General features: G+C 70.3%; 15 protein-coding genes. 3 read left to right on the plus strand and 12 right to left on the minus strand.

The features are described 5' to 3' along the window. The first annotated feature begins 10 nt into the window (after positions 1-10). Positions 11-1,315: a glycoside hydrolase family 125 protein gene (locus IFU30_RS01730; protein WP_192004092.1), complete on the plus strand. Its 1,305-nt coding sequence runs from the start codon at positions 11-13 to the stop codon at positions 1,313-1,315. Positions 1,316-1,341: 26 nt separating this feature from the next. Here IFU30_RS01730 and IFU30_RS01735 read toward each other — a convergent pair whose 3' ends face one another. From IFU30_RS01735 to IFU30_RS01765, 7 genes are all read right to left on the minus strand, one after another. Continuing rightward, positions 1,342-1,971 (minus strand): response regulator, encoded by a 630-nt coding sequence (locus IFU30_RS01735; RefSeq protein WP_079704466.1) that lies wholly within the window; start codon positions 1,969-1,971, stop codon positions 1,342-1,344. Beyond that, positions 1,968-3,263, minus strand: a complete 1,296-nt coding sequence (locus tag IFU30_RS01740; RefSeq protein WP_192004093.1) for a sensor histidine kinase — start codon at positions 3,261-3,263, stop codon at positions 1,968-1,970. Before IFU30_RS01740 ends, IFU30_RS01735 begins: the two co-directional genes overlap by 4 nt. 86 nt (positions 3,264-3,349) lie before the next feature. Next, complete coding sequence (locus tag IFU30_RS01745) at positions 3,350-4,210, minus strand: ABC transporter permease (RefSeq protein ID WP_192004094.1); 861 nt, start codon at positions 4,208-4,210, stop codon at positions 3,350-3,352. After that, positions 4,207-5,130, minus strand: coding sequence for an ABC transporter ATP-binding protein (locus IFU30_RS01750; protein WP_192004095.1), 924 nt, complete (start codon positions 5,128-5,130; stop codon positions 4,207-4,209). Before IFU30_RS01750 ends, IFU30_RS01745 begins: the two co-directional genes overlap by 4 nt. Positions 5,131-5,313: 183 nt before the next feature. Further along, positions 5,314-5,889: a hypothetical protein gene (locus IFU30_RS01755; protein ID WP_124767954.1), complete on the minus strand. Its 576-nt coding sequence runs from the start codon at positions 5,887-5,889 to the stop codon at positions 5,314-5,316. 98 nt (positions 5,890-5,987) lie between these two features. Next, positions 5,988-7,328 carry an MATE family efflux transporter gene (locus tag IFU30_RS01760; RefSeq protein ID WP_342450786.1) on the minus strand — a complete coding sequence of 447 codons (1,341 nt, stop codon included), beginning with the start codon at positions 7,326-7,328 and terminating at the stop codon, positions 5,988-5,990. Positions 7,329-7,393: 65 nt separating this feature from the next. Then, positions 7,394-10,300 (minus strand): VTT domain-containing protein, encoded by a 2,907-nt coding sequence (locus IFU30_RS01765; protein ID WP_192004096.1) that lies wholly within the window; start codon positions 10,298-10,300, stop codon positions 7,394-7,396. Between the two features lie 150 nt (positions 10,301-10,450). Between IFU30_RS01765 and IFU30_RS01770 the strand changes: the two genes are divergently transcribed. Next, positions 10,451-12,430, plus strand: coding sequence for a M13 family metallopeptidase (locus IFU30_RS01770; protein ID WP_192004097.1), 1,980 nt, complete (start codon positions 10,451-10,453; stop codon positions 12,428-12,430). Positions 12,431-12,723: 293 nt separating this feature from the next. Next, positions 12,724-14,163, plus strand: coding sequence for an argininosuccinate synthase (gene argG, locus IFU30_RS01775; protein WP_192004098.1), 1,440 nt, complete (start codon positions 12,724-12,726; stop codon positions 14,161-14,163). A gap of 187 nt (positions 14,164-14,350) precedes the next feature. On the opposite strand, the gene IFU30_RS01780 is transcribed toward argG, so the two are convergent. The 5 genes from IFU30_RS01780 to IFU30_RS01800 all read right to left on the minus strand — a co-directional run bounded on the left by IFU30_RS01780 (position 14,351) and on the right by IFU30_RS01800 (position 19,066). Beyond that, entirely contained in the window at positions 14,351-15,487 is a 1,137-nt protein-coding gene (locus IFU30_RS01780; RefSeq protein WP_192004099.1) for an NAD(P)/FAD-dependent oxidoreductase, read from the minus strand. Beyond that, positions 15,484-16,569 (minus strand): Gfo/Idh/MocA family protein, encoded by a 1,086-nt coding sequence (locus tag IFU30_RS01785; RefSeq protein ID WP_192004100.1) that lies wholly within the window; start codon positions 16,567-16,569, stop codon positions 15,484-15,486. The genes IFU30_RS01780 and IFU30_RS01785 overlap by 4 nt, the downstream gene beginning before the upstream one ends. Beyond that, positions 16,569-17,339, minus strand: a complete 771-nt coding sequence (locus IFU30_RS01790) for an amino acid ABC transporter ATP-binding protein (RefSeq protein WP_124767959.1) — start codon at positions 17,337-17,339, stop codon at positions 16,569-16,571. Before IFU30_RS01790 ends, IFU30_RS01785 begins: the two co-directional genes overlap by 1 nt. After that, positions 17,336-18,124 (minus strand): amino acid ABC transporter permease, encoded by a 789-nt coding sequence (locus tag IFU30_RS01795; protein WP_079704476.1) that lies wholly within the window; start codon positions 18,122-18,124, stop codon positions 17,336-17,338. Before IFU30_RS01795 ends, IFU30_RS01790 begins: the two co-directional genes overlap by 4 nt. A gap of 69 nt (positions 18,125-18,193) precedes the next feature. Next, positions 18,194-19,066 (minus strand): ABC transporter substrate-binding protein, encoded by an 873-nt coding sequence (locus IFU30_RS01800; RefSeq protein WP_071261542.1) that lies wholly within the window; start codon positions 19,064-19,066, stop codon positions 18,194-18,196. Between the last annotated feature and the right edge of the window lie 161 nt (positions 19,067-19,227).

Below are 19,227 nucleotides of genomic sequence, written 5' to 3' on the forward strand. Positions count from 1 at the left end.
GTGGAGCCCCATGACCGCTTGGATCGACGAACTCATCACCGAGGTGACCACGGCTGTGCGGGAGCGCAGTGACGAACGGGTGGCCGAGATGTTCGAGCGCTGCTTCGCCGACACCCTGCACAGCACGATGACGCCCATGCCGGACGGCACCGTGTTCATGCTCACCGGCGACATCCCCGCGATGTGGTTGCGCGACTCGAGCGCCCAACTCGCTCCCTATCTCCACTTCGCAGCCGACCACCCCGAGCTGGCCGAGCTGCTCGTCGCCGTCAACCGCCGGCAGCTGGATGCGATCGCACTCGACCCCTACGCGAACGCGTTCAACGCCGAGCCGAACGGGCACGGCCACCGCGACGACCGCACCGATGCGTCGCCCTGGGTGTGGGAACGCAAGTACGAGATCGACTCGCTCTGCTACCCGCTCCAGCTCGCACACGACATCTGGCTGGCGACGGGGCGCCGCGACCACCTGGATGCGCGGTACCGCTCCGCCGTCGTCGCGGCGATGGAGGTCTGGCGCGTCGAGCAGCACCACGAGCAGCGCTCGCCGTACCGGTTCCAGCGGTTCGACGCGCCGCTCTCCGACACCCTCGTCCGCGACGGACTCGGGCCGGAGACGGCGTGGACCGGGCTCTCGTGGTCGGGGTTCCGGCCGAGCGACGACGCAGGGCGGTACGGCTACAACGTTCCCGGCAACCTCTTCGCCGCGGTGACGCTCGCCGGGGTCGAATCGATCGCTGCCGAGGTGCTCGACGACGCGGCACTCGCCGCGGAAGCCGGTGCCCTCCGACGCGAGCTCGAGACCGCCATCGACGCCCACGGAGTCGTGACGACCGATCAGTACGGCGACGTCTACGCCTACGAGGTCGACGGGTTCGGCAACGCGCTCCTGATGGACGACGCCAACGTGCCGAGTCTGCTCTCGCTGCCGTTCCTCGGCTGGTGCGCGCCCGATGACGCCCGGTACCTGGCCACGCGACGGTTCCTCTTGAGCGGAGACGACCCGAGCTACTTCGTCGGGTCCGCCGCCCGTGGGATCGGGAGCCCACACACGCCCGACGACCACATCTGGCCGATCGCCCTGTCCATCGAGGGCCTCACCTCGCAGGACGAGCAGGATCGCGCCCGCCTGCTCGACACGCTGCTGCGGACCGACGCCGGCACCGGGGTCATGCACGAGTCGTTCCACAAGGACGACCCCGACACCTTCACCCGCCCCTGGTTCTCCTGGGCGAACGCGATGTTCTGCGAGTTCGTCCTCGACGTGGTGGGTCTGCGCACGCACGTGCGGCGTCCTGTGCCCCGAGGTGACTGAACGGACCCGCAGCCTCGTGCGCCGGCTCAGAGCAGCCGCAGCTCCTGTGCACGGGTGACGGCCCGGGTCCGGTCGGCCACCTCGAGCTTCTCGAAGACGTGCAGCAGGTGCGTCTTCACCGTCGACTCCGAGATGAAGAGTGCCGCCGCGATCGCCCGGTTGCTGTTGCCGGCGGCGACGAGCGCCAGGACCTCGAGTTCGCGAGCGCTGAGCTGCGGGCGGGCTGGGGTCCCACCCTGCATGCGGCCGACGAGCGTCGCCGCGATCGTGGGCGCGAGCACCGTCTGACCGGCGACCACCGAACGGATGCCCGCCAGGATCTCCTGCTCGGGCGCCGCCTTCAACAGGTAGCCGCCGGCTCCGGCCTCGATCGCGCCGAGGATGTCGTCGTCGGTCTCGTAGGTCGTCAGCACGAGCACCCGGACGCCTGGCACGCGCTGCACGATGCGCGCCGTCGCCTCCGCACCGCCGAGGACCGGCATGCGCAGGTCCATGAGCACCAGGTCGGGCCGGTGCTCCTCGGCAGCCGCGACCGCCGCAGCGCCATCCGCCACCTCGGCGACGACCTCGAGGTCGTCCGCGCGCCCGAGCAGCGCGACGATGCCCGATCGCACGATGGGGTGGTCGTCCGCGACCACGATCCTGATCCGTGTCATCGTCCGTCCTCCACGGTTCTTGAGCCTGTCGAAGGGCTGCCGACCGAGAGGCCGTCCGTGGTCCCTGAGCCCGTCGAAGGGCCCGCTTCGATCGTCACCGGCACTCGCACCCGCACCGTCGTCCCCGCTCCGGCGGCACTCGTGAGTTCCACCGTTCCGCCGAGCAGCGTCACCCGGTCGTGCATGCCGTGCAGCCCGAAGCCTGCGCCCGGACTGGTCCCGAGCAGCGCGCCTTCCGGGTCCGCGATGCCGACCCCGTCGTCGGAGATCCGCAGTTCGGCCCAGCCGTCGTCGACGGTGAGTACCAGCTCGACGCGGTCGGCGGCGGCGTGCTTCCGGATGTTCGCGAGACCCTCCTGGGCACTCCGGAGCAGCACGACCTCGGGTGCTCGCTCGAACCGTTCTGACGGGGCGTCGACCTCGACGACCAGGCCAGTCTCACGGCTGAACCGCTCGCCCAGGCGCCGCAGGCTGTCACCGAGGGTGGTGTCGGCGGCCGGCATCGCGGCCAGCGTGGCCACGAGGGATCTCGCCTCGCGCAGGGCGTCGCGTGCCGTGCTCTCGATGAGGTCGATGCTGTCGAGGGCGGCGATCGGTCGACCGTCCAGCGGGGAGGCGTCCGGCGTGCCCGCGACGGTCTCACCGACCTCGGAGCGGGCGCGTTGCGCGAGCAGCACCACACTCGTGAGGCTCTGCGCGATGGTGTCGTGGATGTCGCGAGCCATGCGTTCGCGTTCGGCGGCCGCTCCAGCCTCCCGGCTCGCCCGTTCCGATTCTGCCTGAGCGGTCTGCAGACTCACGAGGAGTCGTGCCTTCTCGTCGCCGAGCTCGGCGATCCGGGTGATCCAGAGCCCGAGGGACAACGCGAAGACGAGCGAGACGCTCTGGATCGCGAGCCCCTGCAGGATCGCCTCCGGGGCGGCGCCTTGTCCGACGATGAAGCCGACGGCGAGGGCCGCGGCGCTCGCGATGTTGAGGATGATCGCGTTCCGGGTGTTCGGCGTCAGCACCCACAGCAGCGGGAACACGAGGCACTGGAGGGTCAGGACGTTCGGGGAGAACGCCGTCCCGACTGCGGTGAGGGCGATGAGGGTGATCGCGAACCAAAGCCCGCCCTGCGGACGCTCGAGGGTGCGTCGCCCGGCCGTGTAGTAGACGAGGCAGAGCGCCGCCAGCACGATCCAGACGCCGACGGCCCGCTCCGGTGCCCCGGCCGCGCTGACGCTCACGAGCGCACCGACGATCACGCACCCCGCGCCGAACGCGACATCCCACCACCGTCGTCCGTCCATGTCCCAACCCTCCCATCCCTGCTCGCGAACTGTCACTTCCTGCCAGTTCCGGCGGCGTACACCCACCGGAACTGACAGTTCGCGGGCTAGGAGCGGCGGACCCAGCGGAAGGTGAGGCGGGTGAGGACGAGGCCGACGATCGCCCAGACGACGAGGACGAGCGCGACCGTCGGGAGGTCCCAGCCACCGGACGGCTCCTGCGAGGCGAACCCCTCCGGCAGGAAGACGGAGCGCATGCCCTGCGCGATCCACTTGAGCGGGAAGACACTCGCGACGTTCTGCAGCCACTCGGGGAGCATCGTGAACGAGAGGTAGACGCCGGAGATGAACTGCAGCACGAGCACGATCGGGATGATGACGGCCGTCGCGCTCTTGCCCGTGCGGGGGAGTGCCGACAGGGCGATACCGAGGACGGCCGAGGTCGCGATGCCGAGCAGGTAGATCCAGGCGAAAGTGAGCCACCGCTCGGGCTCGGTCGGCAGGGTGACGTCGAACAGGAACCGCGAGACGAGGAGCAGCAGCGCGATCTGGAGCACCGAGGTGACGAGGACCTGCCCCATCTTCCCGAGGAAGTAGGAGATCACCGGGAGCGGGCTGCCGCCGAGGCGCTTGAGCGTGCCGTCGCTCTTCTCCGTCGCGATGTCGGTCGCGAGGTTTTGGACGCCCGAGAGGAGGATGCCGGCGGCGATCATGCCGGGGAGGTAGAAGGCGGCCTGGCTGACCCCGCCGGTGCCGTCGGGTGCCTCGCCCACGTTCCCCATCGCGCTGAACGCGGTCGAGAAGATCGCGAGCATCACGACGGGGAAGAGGAAGGTGAAGAACACCTGGTCGCCGGAGCGGAAGTAGATGCGGGTCTCGTAGCCGATCCTGCTGGCTCCGAGCCGGAGGGTGCGTCCGCGGGGGAGTGCCGGGACGAGCGTGTTGGTGGTGCGGTCGATGGTGGTCATGCGCCGACTCCTGTCGTGGTGACCGTCGTGGCCGGTGACGGTGCTGCTGATGGGGTGGCTGACGACGCAGCGGCGTCGGCCGCGTGGACGAGCCCGAGGTAGATGTCCTCGAGGCTCGGACGGATGACCTCCAGGTCGCGCGGCTCTCCCCCCAGTGTCGCCGTGAGATCGGCGACCCGTGCGGCCGGCACCTCGGTCCGTTCCTCATGGAGGCCGTGCTCGTCGCGCCAGCGCACCACGGGGATCCGGGCCTCGGCGCCGCCGATCTCGTCGACCGCGCCGATCTCCACGAGTCGACCCGCCGCGATGACGGCGACGCGGTCGGCGAGCTGGGCGGCTTCGTCGAGGTAGTGGGTGGTGAGGAGGATCGTCGTGCCGTCGCGTTTGAGCGAGCGGATGAGCTCCCAGAACTGCCGACGCGCCTCGGGGTCGAACCCGGTCGTCGGCTCGTCGAGGAACAGGAGGGCTGGGCGGCCGACCACCCCGAGCGCGACGTCCACCCGACGACGCTGGCCGCCCGAGAGCTTGCCGATGCGCGTGCCCGCCTTGCTCGTGAGCCCGACCGCCTCGATGACCTCGTCCACATCCCGCGGGTCCGCGTAGTACCGGGCGAACTGTGCGAGCTGCTCCCGGACCGTGACGTTGGCGGCCTCGGCACTCGACTGGAGGACGATGCCGAGGCGGGCCTTCCAGTCGAGACCGCCCTTCGCCGGGTCGACACCGAGGACGCTCGCCTCGCCGCCCGTCCGGTGCCGGTAGCCCTCGAGGATCTCGATCGTGGTGCTCTTCCCGGCACCGTTCGGGCCGAGGAGGGCGAAGGTCTCGCCCGGGTGGATGTCGAAGGAGACCCCGTCGACGGCGGTGAAGTCGCCGTACTGCTTGCGCAGCTCGCGGACCTCGATGATCGGTCGTGTGCTCATGGTGTCCATGCTCGTCCGCTGCGGCGCGCACCGGTAGCGGTGGAGGGGCTGATCCTCGTATCCACCGATCGGTTGATGCGCGAGCCGCCTGACGCACGGGGGCGTCTGCTCGGTTGGTCGACACGCACGAACGCCCACCCGCCCGACGAGGGCGGATGGGCGCTGCCGTGACGCTGCGGCGGCCTAGCCGAGTGCCGCGGTGGAGACGACGACGACGAGGTCCTCGACGTTCTCGAACCCGGCGGTCTCCTGGGTGAGCTGGGTGAACGGGATCCCGATGATCGTCAGCCCGTCGAGCGATCCGGTGAACGTGCCGGCGGCTTCGGTCACGCTCGCGCCACCGGCCGTCGCGTTCGCGGCCGCTGCGGTGAGGGAGGCAGCGCCGCCGGAGAGGACGGCGTAGCTGCCCGAGGCGTCACCCGCTTCGTAGCTGAGGATGCACACGGTCGGCAGGTCGCCGAGGACGGCGGCCGGAGCGAAGGTGGCCTTCGCCGCGGCGACAGCGGCCGCCGGGACCGCGACGCCGCTGGCTGCGCTGAGCGTGTTGACCTGCTCTTCGGTGCACTTCGTCGCGCCCGATGCCGGCTCTTCCTGGGCAGCGTCCTCCGTGGCCTCGGGCGCGGTCGTGGCGCTCGTCGAGGGCTCGGAGTCGGCCGGTGCGTCGCCACTACTGCAGGCGGCGAGCCCGAAGAGCCCGATGACGGCGACGGCGGTCACCGCGGAGACGCGGAGACGGTGGTGAGCGGAGCGAAGTGACATGGTGGTTCCCCCTGGAATCGTGAGCGTTGACGGATGCTCGCGTCCAGGATGGGGGACCGAGGCGGCAGCCTCAATGGGGACAACTCCCCAGTTGTCGGTCAGGCCCCGGTGCGCATCCACGCCGTCGTGCGGGCTCGAAGCCCGAGTGTGGTCGCGCGCGCACCGAGGTAGCCGACGAAGAAGGTGAGCGCCAACCAGGTGAGCCCGGTCTGCCCGCCGGGTGCCCAGGCGAGGACCGCGAGCGCGAACGGCAGGAAGACGAGCGTGTTGAGCAGCCCGGTGATCGCGAGGTACTTCGCGTCGCCGGCGCCGATGAGGACGCCGTCGAGGACGAAGACGACACCGCCGAGCGGGGTGGTGACGGCGAGCACGATGATCGCGGGCACGATGAGCGCCGCGAGGTCGGGGTCGCTCGTGAAGAGCAGGCCGATGACCGGGCTCGCGAGCGCGATGACCAGGCCGAGCACGATCCCCGAGCCGACGCCCCACTGCAGACAGCGGACGAGGACGGCACGCACACCGGCCACGTCGCCCGCCCCGAGTCCCTTGCCGACGAGCGCCTGCGCGGCGATCGCGAGGGCGTCGAGTGCGAACGCGAGGGTGGCGAAGAGGGTCATGACGAGCTGGAACCCGGCGAGTTCGTCGGTGCCGAGGTCGGTCGCGACGAACACGGCGATGAGCATCGCGGCGCGGAGGCTGACGGTGCGGAGGAACAACCAGCCGCCGGAACGGGCCGCGCCACCGAGGCCGGCGCGGTGCGGGCGGAGACTCGCTCCTGTCCGACGCACGTGGCGCAGGACGACGACGAGATAGGCGACGACCATGCCCCACTGCGCGATGACGGTGCCGATTGCGGATCCCGCGATGCCGAGTCCGAGGCCGTAGATGAAGAGGAAGTTGAGGCCGATGTTCGCGGCGAACCCGGCGCCGGCGACCACGAGGGGCGTGGTGGTGTCCTGCAGGCCGCGGAGGAGCCCGGTCGCACCGAAGACGAGCAGCATGGCGGGGATGCCGAGCATCGAGATGCCGAGGTAGGTGTCGGCCTGCTGGGCGACGGCGTCCGTCGCGCCGAACAGCCCGACGAGCGTGGGGGAGAGGAACCATCCGGCCGCACCGATCACGACACCGAGCCCGAGCGACAACCAGAGGCCGTCCACCCCGAGCGACACCGCGCCGCGCTCGTCGCCGTGACCGAGACGCCGGGCGACCGCGGGCGTCGTCGCGTAGGCGAGGAACACCATGAGCCCGATGACCGTCTGCAGGACCGCGCTCGCGACCCCGAGGCCGGCGAGCGGCACGACGCCGAGGTGACCGATCATCGCGGAGTCGGCGAGCAGGAACAGCGGCTCCGCCATCAGCGCCCCGAGCGCCGGGACCGCGAGCCGGAGGATGTCGCGGTCGACGGGTCGCAGTCGTCGCCTGTCCGGTCCCGTGGTCACCCGCCGAGCCTAGCCGCGGGTGGTGACACGCCGCGTCGCCGTCCGAGGCGGGACGAGTCGACGTCCTACCGCGCGAGCAGCGACCCGCTCAGGCCAGGGAGGTCGCGGAGACGGATGCCCGTGAGGAAGCCGGCCGCGGCGGCGTAGGCGACCCGCGGTTGGTCGGCGTCCTCGCGGCAGGCGAGGAACAGCGGCACGGCGGTGGCGCCCAAGCGCTCGGCGACGTCGGCGATCTCCGCGAAGCCGACGAGCGGGTCGACCCGGTGGGCGATGCCGGCCATCGTGCGCACGGCGACGCCGTCGGGCTCGGTGCCGTCCTGTGCCAGCCCGGAAGCAGCGAACGAGACCATGGCTGCGCCTTCGGACGCGAATCGTCGGCAGGCGTCGGTCAGGGCCCGCTCGACGGCTCGGCTGGTGTGTTCCTCCGACGCTGTACTCGCACTCGCACCCGCAGCCGTGCCGACGTCGTCGTCCGGTAGAGCACGACGGACCGCGTCGAGCGCCCACCCGTGCACGGTGCCGTCGGTCCCGGGGACCGGCAACCAGGACACCGCCGCGAGCACGGCGCCTGCGGCGTCCGTCACGACGGAGACCCGGACCGCGGCGGTCGGCTCCCGGTCGTCGCCATCGGGGGCGTCGATGCTCGAACCCACGGTGAGACCGAGTTCGGGCACGTGCCGGTCGGACACCCACACCGACGACAGCGCGCGGATCTGGCTGCGGAGCTCCCACGGCAGTTCGCGAGCGGGCACCAGGATCGAGGTCGTCGGATCCGCGCCGGCGGCTCCCGTCGCATCGTCCGGACCAACGGGTTCTGATGCATCCGCCCCGCTGAGGTCGAGCACGAGGTCTCGGCCGAGTGGCGACACCCGCCACCCCTCGGGCACGATGCGCGCGTCGCGAGCGGCGAAGACCGCCGGTGTGAGCCCCTCCTGCTCGGCGGCCGTCGCGAACGCCGACACCGCTGCTGCTGCACCGCCGGGGTCGCCGATCGGCTCGCCGAGAGCCAGCGCGACGCCGGCATGCTGCTGGTAGGCGACCGCGTGTCCACCGTCGGCCGTGACGAACACCCGGTTCTCGCGCCGGAGTGCCGAGGCCGCCAGCGGTCCGCCGCCGTGTTCGCGCAGCAGCTGGGCCGCCCTGGCGCGTGCTCGCCGCGCACCGGGTCCGATCGCCCCGGGCAGGCGGCGCCTGGTCTGGTTCGCCGCGACCCGGAACGCGTGGCGCGCCAGCACGAGGACCACCGCCTGTCCCGCCCACAGGACGCTCGCGGAGATCCAGATGGTCGACGCCACGACCGGCACCTGGGCCAGCCAGGCGAGGGCGATGAGGGCGAGCGTGACCAGCAGGTTGCCGACGGTGAGCACCATCGCCGCCCACCAGGCCCAGCGGTGTCCACGGCGGAGCCAGTTCGTGATCACCAGGATCGCGATGGTGTCGACCCCGACGTCGAGGATCGAGCCCTGCGTCAGGGTGGTCGAACCGAGCGGCCCGTCGAGCGGCACGAGGGTGACGAGCAGCTGCACCGCACCGATCGTGAGCAGTCCGGAGACGGCGAACAGCCGCCAGTCGCGCATGGTGGGTCGCGGGGTCGACCGGTGCTCGCCGAGGAGGAGGCGGGCCACGATCACGAAGACGACCGTCGTGATGAAGTGCTCGAGGTTGTCGATCTTCCCGACGTAGAGGAGCGCGATCGACACCCACGACAGGAGCAGCAGCCGCCAGCGCAGCCGATAGGGGGAACGCATGAACGCGGTCGCGGTCGCGACGCAGGCGAGGATGCCGCAGCTCGGACCGACGTCGAGCGTCGTCACGAGGGACTGCGCCCACGGCCAGTCGAGCCGAGCCAACGCCCGGGCCGCACCGAGGGCCCCGAAGACACCGACGAGATGGCCGGCCACGAAGATCGCCGACGCCCGCAGCGTGCCGAATCGGACCTCGACCCACCCGCCGAACACGGCCGCGCCGACGATCGCGATGAGGTAGGCGAGCGGGTCGGCGGTGATGAACATGCCCGTCAGGACCGTCCACCAGCGCCCGGCTTCAAGGCTCGGCACCCCGTACGCGAACGCCGGGTACCAGGCGGCCTGGTCGATCGGGCGCCACAGGCCACCGGTCACGACCCCGAGGGCGACGAAGACGGTGACGAAGGCGGTGGTCGCGGGGGTCGTCCGCAGGGCCCAGCGCAGCGGCGTCAGGACGACAGCGATCGCGGCGCGCAGATCGGTGCGGACGGGGGCCGAGCTGGCGGCCCGGGTGGTCGGCGTGTCCATTCGGGCGTCGGCGTCGGTCGTGGCCGGGACCGACCCGGATGGAGACAGCAGTTCGTCGAGCTCCGCCTCGGTCATCGACACGGGCGCGCGATCGGCGGCCGGCCGGGCGGCCCGACGACGGATCCGGAACACGACGACCACCGCGATCACGACGGCCGCGGCACCGGCCAACGCGAGCGCCGCCCAGGAGAAGCGGTGCAGGAACTCGGTCGCGGCACTCCCCAGGACGGTGACGACCGTCACCACGAGCGAGGCCCAGGCGATGCCACCCGCCGCGTTGGCGACGAGGAAGTGCGGGTACGTCATGCGGAACATGCCCGCGAGCGGTCCGGAGAAGATGCGGAGGACGGCGATGAACCGTCCGACGAACACCGCCCACGGCCCCCACCGCCGCATGAGGTGCACCGCGGCGCCCAGTCGCTTCGGCCCCACGTGCTTCGGGAATCTGCGGTTCAGCACCGACAGGAGCCGCCGGCCGTACCGCTTGCCGATCCAGTACCCGATCGAGTCGCCGAGGATCGCACCACCGGCGGCCGCGGCGGCGACGAACACCGGGTTCAGGCCGCTCGACGCGGCGAGGAGGGTCGCCCCGATGAGCACGGTCTCTCCCGGCAACGGCACGCCGAGGCTTTCGACCGCGACGACCAGGAAGACGACGAGGAGCAGGACGCCGGGCGGAAAGTCGGCCAACCAGTCCACGCGGGCTCCTTCCGGCCGGGTGGGTCAACGGTAGTCCCTCGTTCCCCGAAGCGCTCGCGACGCTCCTCCACAGGACTCGGTCCAGAGCGGCACGCCCGCTCTGAGAGAACACCCGAGCCGTGGTCAGGTGCCGTCGCTAGGCTGATCCGCATGACTGACGCGCAGCTCGCCTCCGGCATCGACCGCTCCGAACTCGACCCGGCCGTGCGGCCGCAGGACGACCTCTTCCGCCACGTGAACGGCAAGTGGATGGACCGCACCGAGATCCCCGATGACAAAGCTCGCTGGGGTTCGTTCCACCAGCTGGCGGAAGACGCCGAGAACGCCGTCCGCGACATCATCGAGGAGTCGCAGACGAACCCCGACGGCGAGGAGGGCGTGAAGATCGGCGCCCTGTACGCCAGCTTCATGGACGTCGACCGGGCCAACGCCCTCGGAGCGACCCCGCTCGCCGACCAGCTCGCCCGCGTCGCAGCGGTCGACTCCATCGAGTCCTTCCTCCGCCTGTCCGGCGAGTTCGAGGCGGAGGGGGTCGGCGGCTTCCTGCAGCTCTTCGTCGACAACGACCCGGGCAACCCCGAGCGCTACCTCGTCTTCGCCGAACAGGGCGGCATCACGCTGCCCGACGAGTCCTACTTCCGAGAAGACACTTTCGCCGACATCCGCGACGCCTACCGCGCACACCTCCAGACGATGTTCGAGCTCGCCGGCATCGACGACGCCGCCGCGCGCGCCGACCGCGTGTTCGCCCTCGAGACGGCGATCGCTTCCAAGCATTGGGACAACGTCGCCACCCGCGACAGCGAGAAGACGTACAACCTGTACTCGTGGGACGAAGCGGCGGCGCTCGCCGCGGGCGCCGACCTCGACGGCCCGGACCTCGCCGTCTGGCGCGATGCGATCGGCGCCGCCGACGCGGTGTTCGCGGAGATCGTCGTGCGTGAGCCGAGCTTCCTCGAGGGCCTCGGGGAGCTCCTCGTCGCCGAGCAGCTCGAGTCCTGGAAGGACTGGCTGGCCTGGAAGGTCGTCCACGGTGCCGCACCGTACCTCTCCGAGGAGTTCGGTCGCGCCAACTTCGACTTCTACGGCAAGACCCTCACCGGCACGCCGCAGCAGCGCGAGCGCTGGAAGCGCGGCGTCTCGCTCGTCGAGGGCATGCTCGGCGAGGCCGTCGGCCGCATCTACGTCGACCGGCACTTCGGCGCCACGTCGAAGGACGAGATGGACGTCCTCGTCGGCTTCCTCGTCGAGGCGTACCGCGACAGCATCGAGAACCTCGAGTGGATGAGCCCCGAGACCCGCACGCGGGCGCTCGAGAAGCTCGACAAGTTCACGCCCAAGATCGGTTTCCCCGTCAAGTGGCGCGACTACTCGGCGCTCGAGCTCGAAGCCGACGACCTGCTCGGCAACGTCCGTCGCGCCAGCCGGTTCGAGATGGACCGCGAACTGGGCAAGATCGGCAAGCCGCTCGACCGCGACGAGTGGTTCATGACGCCGCAGACGATCAACGCCTACTACAACCCCGGTTTCAACGAGATCGTGTTCCCGGCCGCCATCCTCCAGTACCCGTTCTTCGACGCCGGCCGCGACGCCGCCGCGAACTACGGGGCCATCGGCGCGGTCATCGGTCACGAGATCGGGCACGGCTTCGACGACCAGGGATCGAAGTTCGACGGCGACGGCCGACTCACCGACTGGTGGACCGAGGCCGACCGCGCGGCGTTCGAGGAGCGCACCGCGTCGCTCATCGAGCAGTACAACGCGCTGGCTCCGGCCCAGGTGCCCGACCACCACGTGAACGGCGCCCTGACGATCGGCGAGAACATCGGCGACCTCGGCGGGCTCGGCATCGCCTGGAAGGCCTACCTGCTGTCGCTCGAGGGCGCGGAGCCACCGGTCATCGACGGCCTCACCGGCGCGGAGCGGTTCTTCCTCTCCTGGGCGCAGGCCTGGCAGCAGAAGGGACGCGACGCGGAGGTCATCCGACTGCTGTCGATCGACCCGCACTCGCCGAACGAGTTCCGCTGCAACCAGATCGTCCGGAACATCGACGCCTTCTACGAGGCGTTCGGCGTCACCGAGTCCGACGCAGCCTGGCTCGCCCCCGAGGAGCGCGTCACCATCTGGTAGCGCCGCGTCTCGCGGAGCCTGTCGCCCCCTACCGATGACCCCAGTAGTGGGACATGCGGAAGACCGACAGACGCTGCGAGAATCGCTCTGGAGTCGACGAATCGTCATCCCGATGCACTCGTGAAGCTCATGGCGCGAGACCCGAACAGCGCCTGAGCGGACCTGGTCCGATCCGTCCGGTTCACAGCAGCGTCGCCGTCGATATCGCCACAGCCCCCGCCGTCCCCCGGCCCGGGCGAGGCGGTACCGGCGGCGACGTGCTCCACTCCCCGCGAACCCGTAGAATCGCAGGCGTGTCTAAAGTCTTGAGCAGCCTCCCCGTCGGCGAGCGCGTCGGCATCGCCTTCTCCGGAGGTCTCGACACCTCCGTCGCCGTCGCTTGGATGCGCGAGAAGGGTGCCATTCCGTGCACCTACACCGCCGATATCGGCCAGGCGGACGAGCCGAACATCGGCGCCGTCCCCGACCGCGCCAAGGAGTACGGCGCCGAGATCGCGCGCCTCGTCGACGCGAAGTCGGCGCTCGTCGAGGAGGGCCTCGTCGCCCTCCAGTGCGGTGCGTTCCACATCCGCAACGCCGGCAAGACGTACTTCAACACGACGCCGCTCGGTCGCGCCGTGACGGGCACCATGCTCGTCCGCGCGATGAAGGAGGACGGCGTCGACATCTGGGGCGACGGCTCCACCTACAAGGGCAACGACATCGAGCGGTTCTACCGCTACGGTCTGCTCGCCAACCCGCGCCTGCGCATCTACAAGCCGTGGCTCGACGTCGACTTCGTCAACGAGCTCGGTGGCCGCAAGGAGATGAGCGAGTGGCTCGTCGCCCGCGACTTCCCGTACCGCGACTCCACCGAGAAGGCGTACAGCACCGACGCCAACATCTGGGGCGCCACCCACGAGGCCAAGCGCCTCGAGGAGCTCAGCTCCGGCATGGAACTCGTCGAGCCGATCATGGGCGTGCCGTTCTGGCGTGAAGACGTCGCGATCGCCTCCGAGGTCGTCACCGTCACCTTCGAGGCCGGTCGCCCGGTCGCGCTCAACGGCGTCGAGTACGCCGACGCGGTCGCGCTGGTCCTCAAGGCCAACGCCATCGGTGGTCGTCACGGCCTCGGCATGAGCGACCAGATCGAGAACCGCATCATCGAGGCGAAGAGCCGCGGTATCTACGAGGCCCCCGGCATGGCGCTCCTCCACATCGCGTACGAGCGTCTGCTCAACGCGATCCACAACGAGGACACGGTCGCCAACTACCACAACGAGGGTCGCCGTCTCGGCCGCCTCATGTACGAGGGCCGCTGGCTCGACCCGCAGTCGCTCATGCTCCGCGAGTCCATCCAGCGCTGGGTCGGCTCCGCCGTCTCCGGCGAGGTATCGATTCGTCTGCGCCGCGGTGACGACTATACGATCCTCGACACCTCGGGCCCCGGCCTCAGCTACCACCCCGACAAGCTCTCGATGGAGCGCGTCGGCGACGCAGCGTTCGGTCCCGACGACCGCATCGGTCAGCTCACCATGCGCAACCTCGACATCGCGGACTCGCGCTCGCGGCTCGAGCAGTACGCAGCGGCCGGCATCGTCGGCGGCGCGACCGCCGACCTCGTCGGCAAGCTCGAGCAGGGTGAGGCGCAGGAGATCCTGGGCGGCGAACTCCTCGACCCGACCGCCGACGCCCTCGAGCGCGCGACCGATCTCGCTTCCGAGGGTGCCGCGTTCGACTCCGGCACCGACTAGTCNCTCCCGTTCCGTTCTCAGGAGTGCTGCGGTGCGTCGAGCGGGAGCGCTTGCGACGCGCCGGACGACTCCTGAGTTGGGGACGGCAGGGGTTCACAACTCAGGACCGGTGCGGCGCGTCCCGCCGGACACGCCGGGTGGTCGATGCGACCCGCCGGGGCCGTCCTGAGTTGTGAACCGGCCAGGCCTACGCGGGGACGGGCGACTCCGCGTACCGCTCGGGCCGGAAGGTCGCGAGCAGCGGCGAGGGTTCGCCGTCGACGATCTCGTCCGCGAGGAGTTCACCGGCGATGAGCCCGAGTGTCGCACCGCTGTGGCTGAAGGCCGTGAAGAGCCCCGGCAGCTGCGGGACCGCACCGAAGACCGGCTCGCCGTCGCCGGGGATCGGCTTGTAGCCAGCCCCGATGTGGTCGAGTTCGAGGCTCGGGTTGCCGGCGAGCACCCGCGATCCCTCGGCCAACAGCCGCTCCACGGTCGAGTCCGAGATGTGCAGCGAACCGTCGTCGCGGACCTCGATCTCCTCCTCCGACCACGCGGAGTCCAGCGCGAAGCCGCCCTCCCTGGTGCGACGGACGGCCACCTTCGGCGTGTTGAGGACGGCGACGAGCTCGGCTGCGACGGGCTTCGTGAACGCGACGAATGCGGCCGGGCTCTGGTCGCCGATCGTGATGCCGAGTGCGGCGAGCTGGGCCGGGACGTCGGGACCCGTGGCCAACAGGACCGCGTCGGCCTCGATGCGGTCGCCGTTCGCGAGCACCGCACCCACGGCACGTCCGCCGGACGAGGCGATCTCGGCGCCGGCGTCCGTCACGATCCGTCCGCCGCGGGCGACGAACTCGCGGGACAGCACCTCGATCACGGACGGCAGCTCGACCCAGCCCTCGCCCGGATTGAAGATCGCGCCCTCCGCAGCCACGGCGGCCGGATCGACACCCGGCGTGACCGAGGCGACCTCCTCCGGAGCCAGCCACCGGGCGTCGTAGCCGATGCCGCGCTCGTAGGCGAAGGTCTCCGCGTAGGACTCGCCCTCCGGTGCCCACATCAGTCCGCCGTCGAAGCGGAGGAACTCCGCGCTCGGGATCTGCGCGGCGAAGGTCCGCCAGCGGTCGATCCCGAGGACACGGAGCGCGTGGTACTCGCTCGACCGCTGGGCCGCGGAGTTCAGCCAGGCGAGCGATCGTCCCGAGGCGCCGCTGGCGAGGGAGCGGTCGGTCACGAGGGTCACGTCGGCACCTCGGCGGGCGAGGGCGACGGCGCTGGACGTTCCAAGGATGCCGCCGCCGATCACGACGACGCGTCGGCTGGTCTGGGTGGTGCTGCTCATGCTGTCTGCTCTTTCTGTTCTGGAGTGCTGCGCTGGTGAGGTGCTGCGGCCGCGTGGACGGCCTCGATGATCTCGAGGACGGCGATCGCGTCGGCCGGATCGACCGGTGGAGGACCGCCGTCGCGGAGGGCGGTCGCGAGGAGGCGGGTGAAGGCGGCGTAGTCGCCGTCGGCCATGGGGACGGGCTCTGTTGCACCGTCGACCCCGATCGCGCCCCAACCGGACGGTTCACGCCGACCGAATCCGTCGTCACGCGGATCAGCACCGGCCTTCAGTGCGGGCTCCTGGCCGTCGAGTCCCCACGAGGTGTAGGCACCGGAGGAACCGAGGATGCGGAACCGCGGGCCGGCCTGGGCGACGAGCGACCCCATCCACAGGTGCGACCGGACCCCCGAACGGTGACGGAGCGCCACGAAGGCGTCGTCGTCCGCGACCGCTCCGGGCCGGACAGCACCGAGTTCAGCCTGGACGTCCTCGACCTCGCCGAACAGTTGGATGGTCTGATCGATCACGTGCGTGCCGAGGTCGTAGAGGATGCCGCCGCCCTCCGCGGCGGTCGCGGCCGTCTTCCACGATGCGGGCGGATCGGGCTTCCACCACTCGAAGCGTGACTCGAAGCGGTGGACGTGCCCGAGCATGCCCTCGTCGAGCAGCCGCCGCACGGTCAGGAAGTCGCCGTCCCAGCGGCGGTTCTGGAAGACCGTGACGAGGCGGTCGGCGGCTGCAGCACGATCGACGACCGCGCGGCCCTCGGCCGCGGTGACGGCGAACGGCTTGTCGACCACGACGTGCAGGCCGGCGTCCAGGGAGGCTGTCGCGAGCGTGGCGTGCGTGCCGGACGGCGAGCCGATGACCACGAGGTCGAGCTCGTCGGCTCGGGCGAAGAGCTCCTTGGCGGTCGACACGACCTTGACGCCCGGGTACCGCCCGAGCGCCTCGGCCCGTCGATCCGGGTCGGAGGTCACGACGAGGTCGAGCGAGTAGTCGGGATCCGCGGCGAGGAACGGCGCGTGGAACACCGCGCCGGAGGTGCCGAAGCCGATGACACCCGTCCTGATCGTGCCGGAGACGCGCGCCGCCATCAGAGGACCTCGGAGAGGAAGCGCTGCAGGCGGGGGCTCTGCGGGGCGTCGAACAGCTGCGTCGGGGTCCCCGCCTCGACCACGCGGCCCTCGTCCATGAACACGACCTGGTCGGCGACCTTGCGGGCGAAGCCCATCTCGTGGGTCACGACGAGCATCGTCATGCCGCGCTGCGCGAGACCGGCCATGAGGTTGAGGACGCCCTTCACGAGTTCGGGGTCGAGGGCGCTCGTGGCCTCGTCGAACAGCATGACCTCGGGCTCCATCGCGAGTGCGCGGGCGATCGCGACGCGCTGCTGCTGGCCTCCCGAGAGGTCGCGCGGCCGGTGGTCCGATCGTTCGCCGAGTCCGACGTCGTCGAGGCGCGCTGCCGCGACTCGGAGTGACTCGCTCTTCGACATGCCCTTCACGTTGCGGAGTGCGAGTGCCACGTTCTCGAGCGCGGTGTGGTCGGGGAAGAGGTTGAAGTGCTGGAAGACGAGGCCGACCCGCGTCCGGAGCCGTTCGGGCTTCATCTTCAGGGCGCTCTCACCGGCGAGGAGGACGTCGCCGGAGGTGGGCTCGTGCAGGCGGTTCACCCCGCGGAGCAGTGTCGACTTGCCCGAGCCGGACGGCCCGATGATGCAGGTCGTGGTGCCGGGTTCGACGTCGATGCTCACCTCGCGGATGACCTCGATGTCGCCGTACGCCATCGAGACGTCGCGGAGTTCGAGGCTCGAGCCGCGGTAGAAGTGTCCGTCGGTGACGGGCAGGGGAGAGGTGTAGGTCATGTGTTGCTCCCGGTGGTGGCTGGCAGGGGTGGCTGCACCTCGTCGAGCTCGTCGAGGCCGCTCTTCGGCGGGGTGGCCTTGCGGCGTCCCGTCCGGAAGCGGTTGTCGAAGAAGTTGACGAGGTGGGTGAGGGGCACGGTGATGACGAGGTAGAAGAGGCCCGCCATGACGAGCGGGGAGAGGTTGCCGGTGAGGACGGCGGCGTCCTGACCGACCCGGAACAGCTCGCGTTCGCTGACGAGGAGCCCGAGGAAGTAGACGAGGCTCGAGTCCTTCACGATGGCGATGAACTGGTTCACGAGCGCGGGGAGGACCCGGCGGATGCCCTGCGGCACCACGACGAGTCGCATCGCCTTGCCGTAGCTCATGCCGAGCGCCCGGCAGGCCTCGAGCTGGCCGCGGTCGACGCTCTGGATGCCGGCGCGGAAGATCTCGCCGATGTAGGCGGAGGCGATGAGGCTGAGCGCGAGGATGCCCAGCGGATAGGGCGAGGGGCCGAACAGCTGCTGGCTGAAGCGGGCGAAGCCTTGGCCGATGAGGAGGATGGTGAGGATCGCCGGCAGGCCGCGGAACACGTCGGTGTAGATCCGCGCGGGTACTCGGAGCCAGCGTGAGGGCGAGATGCCCATGATGGCGATGATCATGCCGAGGATGACCCCGATCACCGTGGCGGCGATCGAGATGACGAGGGTGTTGACGAGTCCCACGCCGAGCAGCTGCGGGAACACCTGCCACATCGCGTCGAAGTCGAAGAAGGTCTTGATGATGCTGTCGAGCCAGTCCATGCTGTCTGCTCCTGAGGGGTGGGATGGTGTGGTGCGGGCCGGTCCTCGGCCCGCACCACGAGACGGGGACTACTCGGTCGACGAGGTCGGGCTGGGGCTGGAGGTCTGCTCCGCCTTCGGGAGGTACTGCTCGGGCATCGGAGAGCCCGGGAACCACTTCTGGTAGAGCTTCTTCCAGGTGCCGTCCTCCATCGCCTCGGCGAGGGCCTTGTCGAGGGCCTTCTTGAATTCGGGCTTGTCCTTCGCGATCGCGAACCCGGCCGGTGCGTCGAAGGACGGGATGTCGATGGCGTTCACGAGCCCGTACTGTGCCGCGTACTCCTTCGCCGCCTCGTAGTCGAGGAAGTGGGCGTCGATGCTGCCGCTGTTGACGGCCGAGATGGCCGAGTTGTTGTCGGGGAAGCGCACGAGTTCGGTGTCGGTGAAGTGCTTGACGGCGTAGGCCTCTTGGAGGGTGCCCTGTACGACGCCGAGGCGCTTGCCGGCGAGGCTGTCCGCGTCGGTGATGCCGGAGTCCTTCGCCGCCATGACCGTGAGGTACCCGGCGAGGTAGCCGTCGGAGAAGTCGACCGTCTGCTCGCGCTCCTTGGTGATGCCGATGGCCGCGACGCCGACGTCGAACTGACCGTTCGCGACGGCGGAGAGCAGACCGGAGAAGTCCTGACCGGTGAACACGACGTCGTCGATCCCGATCCGCTTCGCGACGTCGGTGAAGAGTTCGACGTCGAAGCCGGTGAACGTCCCGTCGGCGTCGGTGAAGGTGTACGGCTTCGAGTCGCCGAGGCTGGCGACGCGGATCTGTCCGGGGGTGATGAGTCCGTACGGGTTGTCCTCGGTGCTGCTCGCGGTTCCGGCACCACCGGAGCACGCGGAGAGGATGAGGGCGGTCGCCGCAGCGACGGCGAGGAGGGCCGTCCTGCGGAGGGTGAAGCGATTCGTCACGGCGAGTCCAATCGTGGGGAGGAGTTCGTGGTGCGTGGAGGGAACCGTCGGCTCGTGTCTTGTGGACGCCGCCAGCTCCATTGCTGTCGTTCTGCTGGTGAGACCGGTCTCAATGTCGTAGGTTGAGACCGGTCTCAACAGGTTGTCCAGGACAGTACCCT

Origin of the sequence: Plantibacter sp. CFBP 8798 (genome assembly GCF_014841195.1) — a bacterium.
Taxonomy (GTDB): domain Bacteria; phylum Actinomycetota; class Actinomycetes; order Actinomycetales; family Microbacteriaceae; genus Plantibacter; species Plantibacter auratus.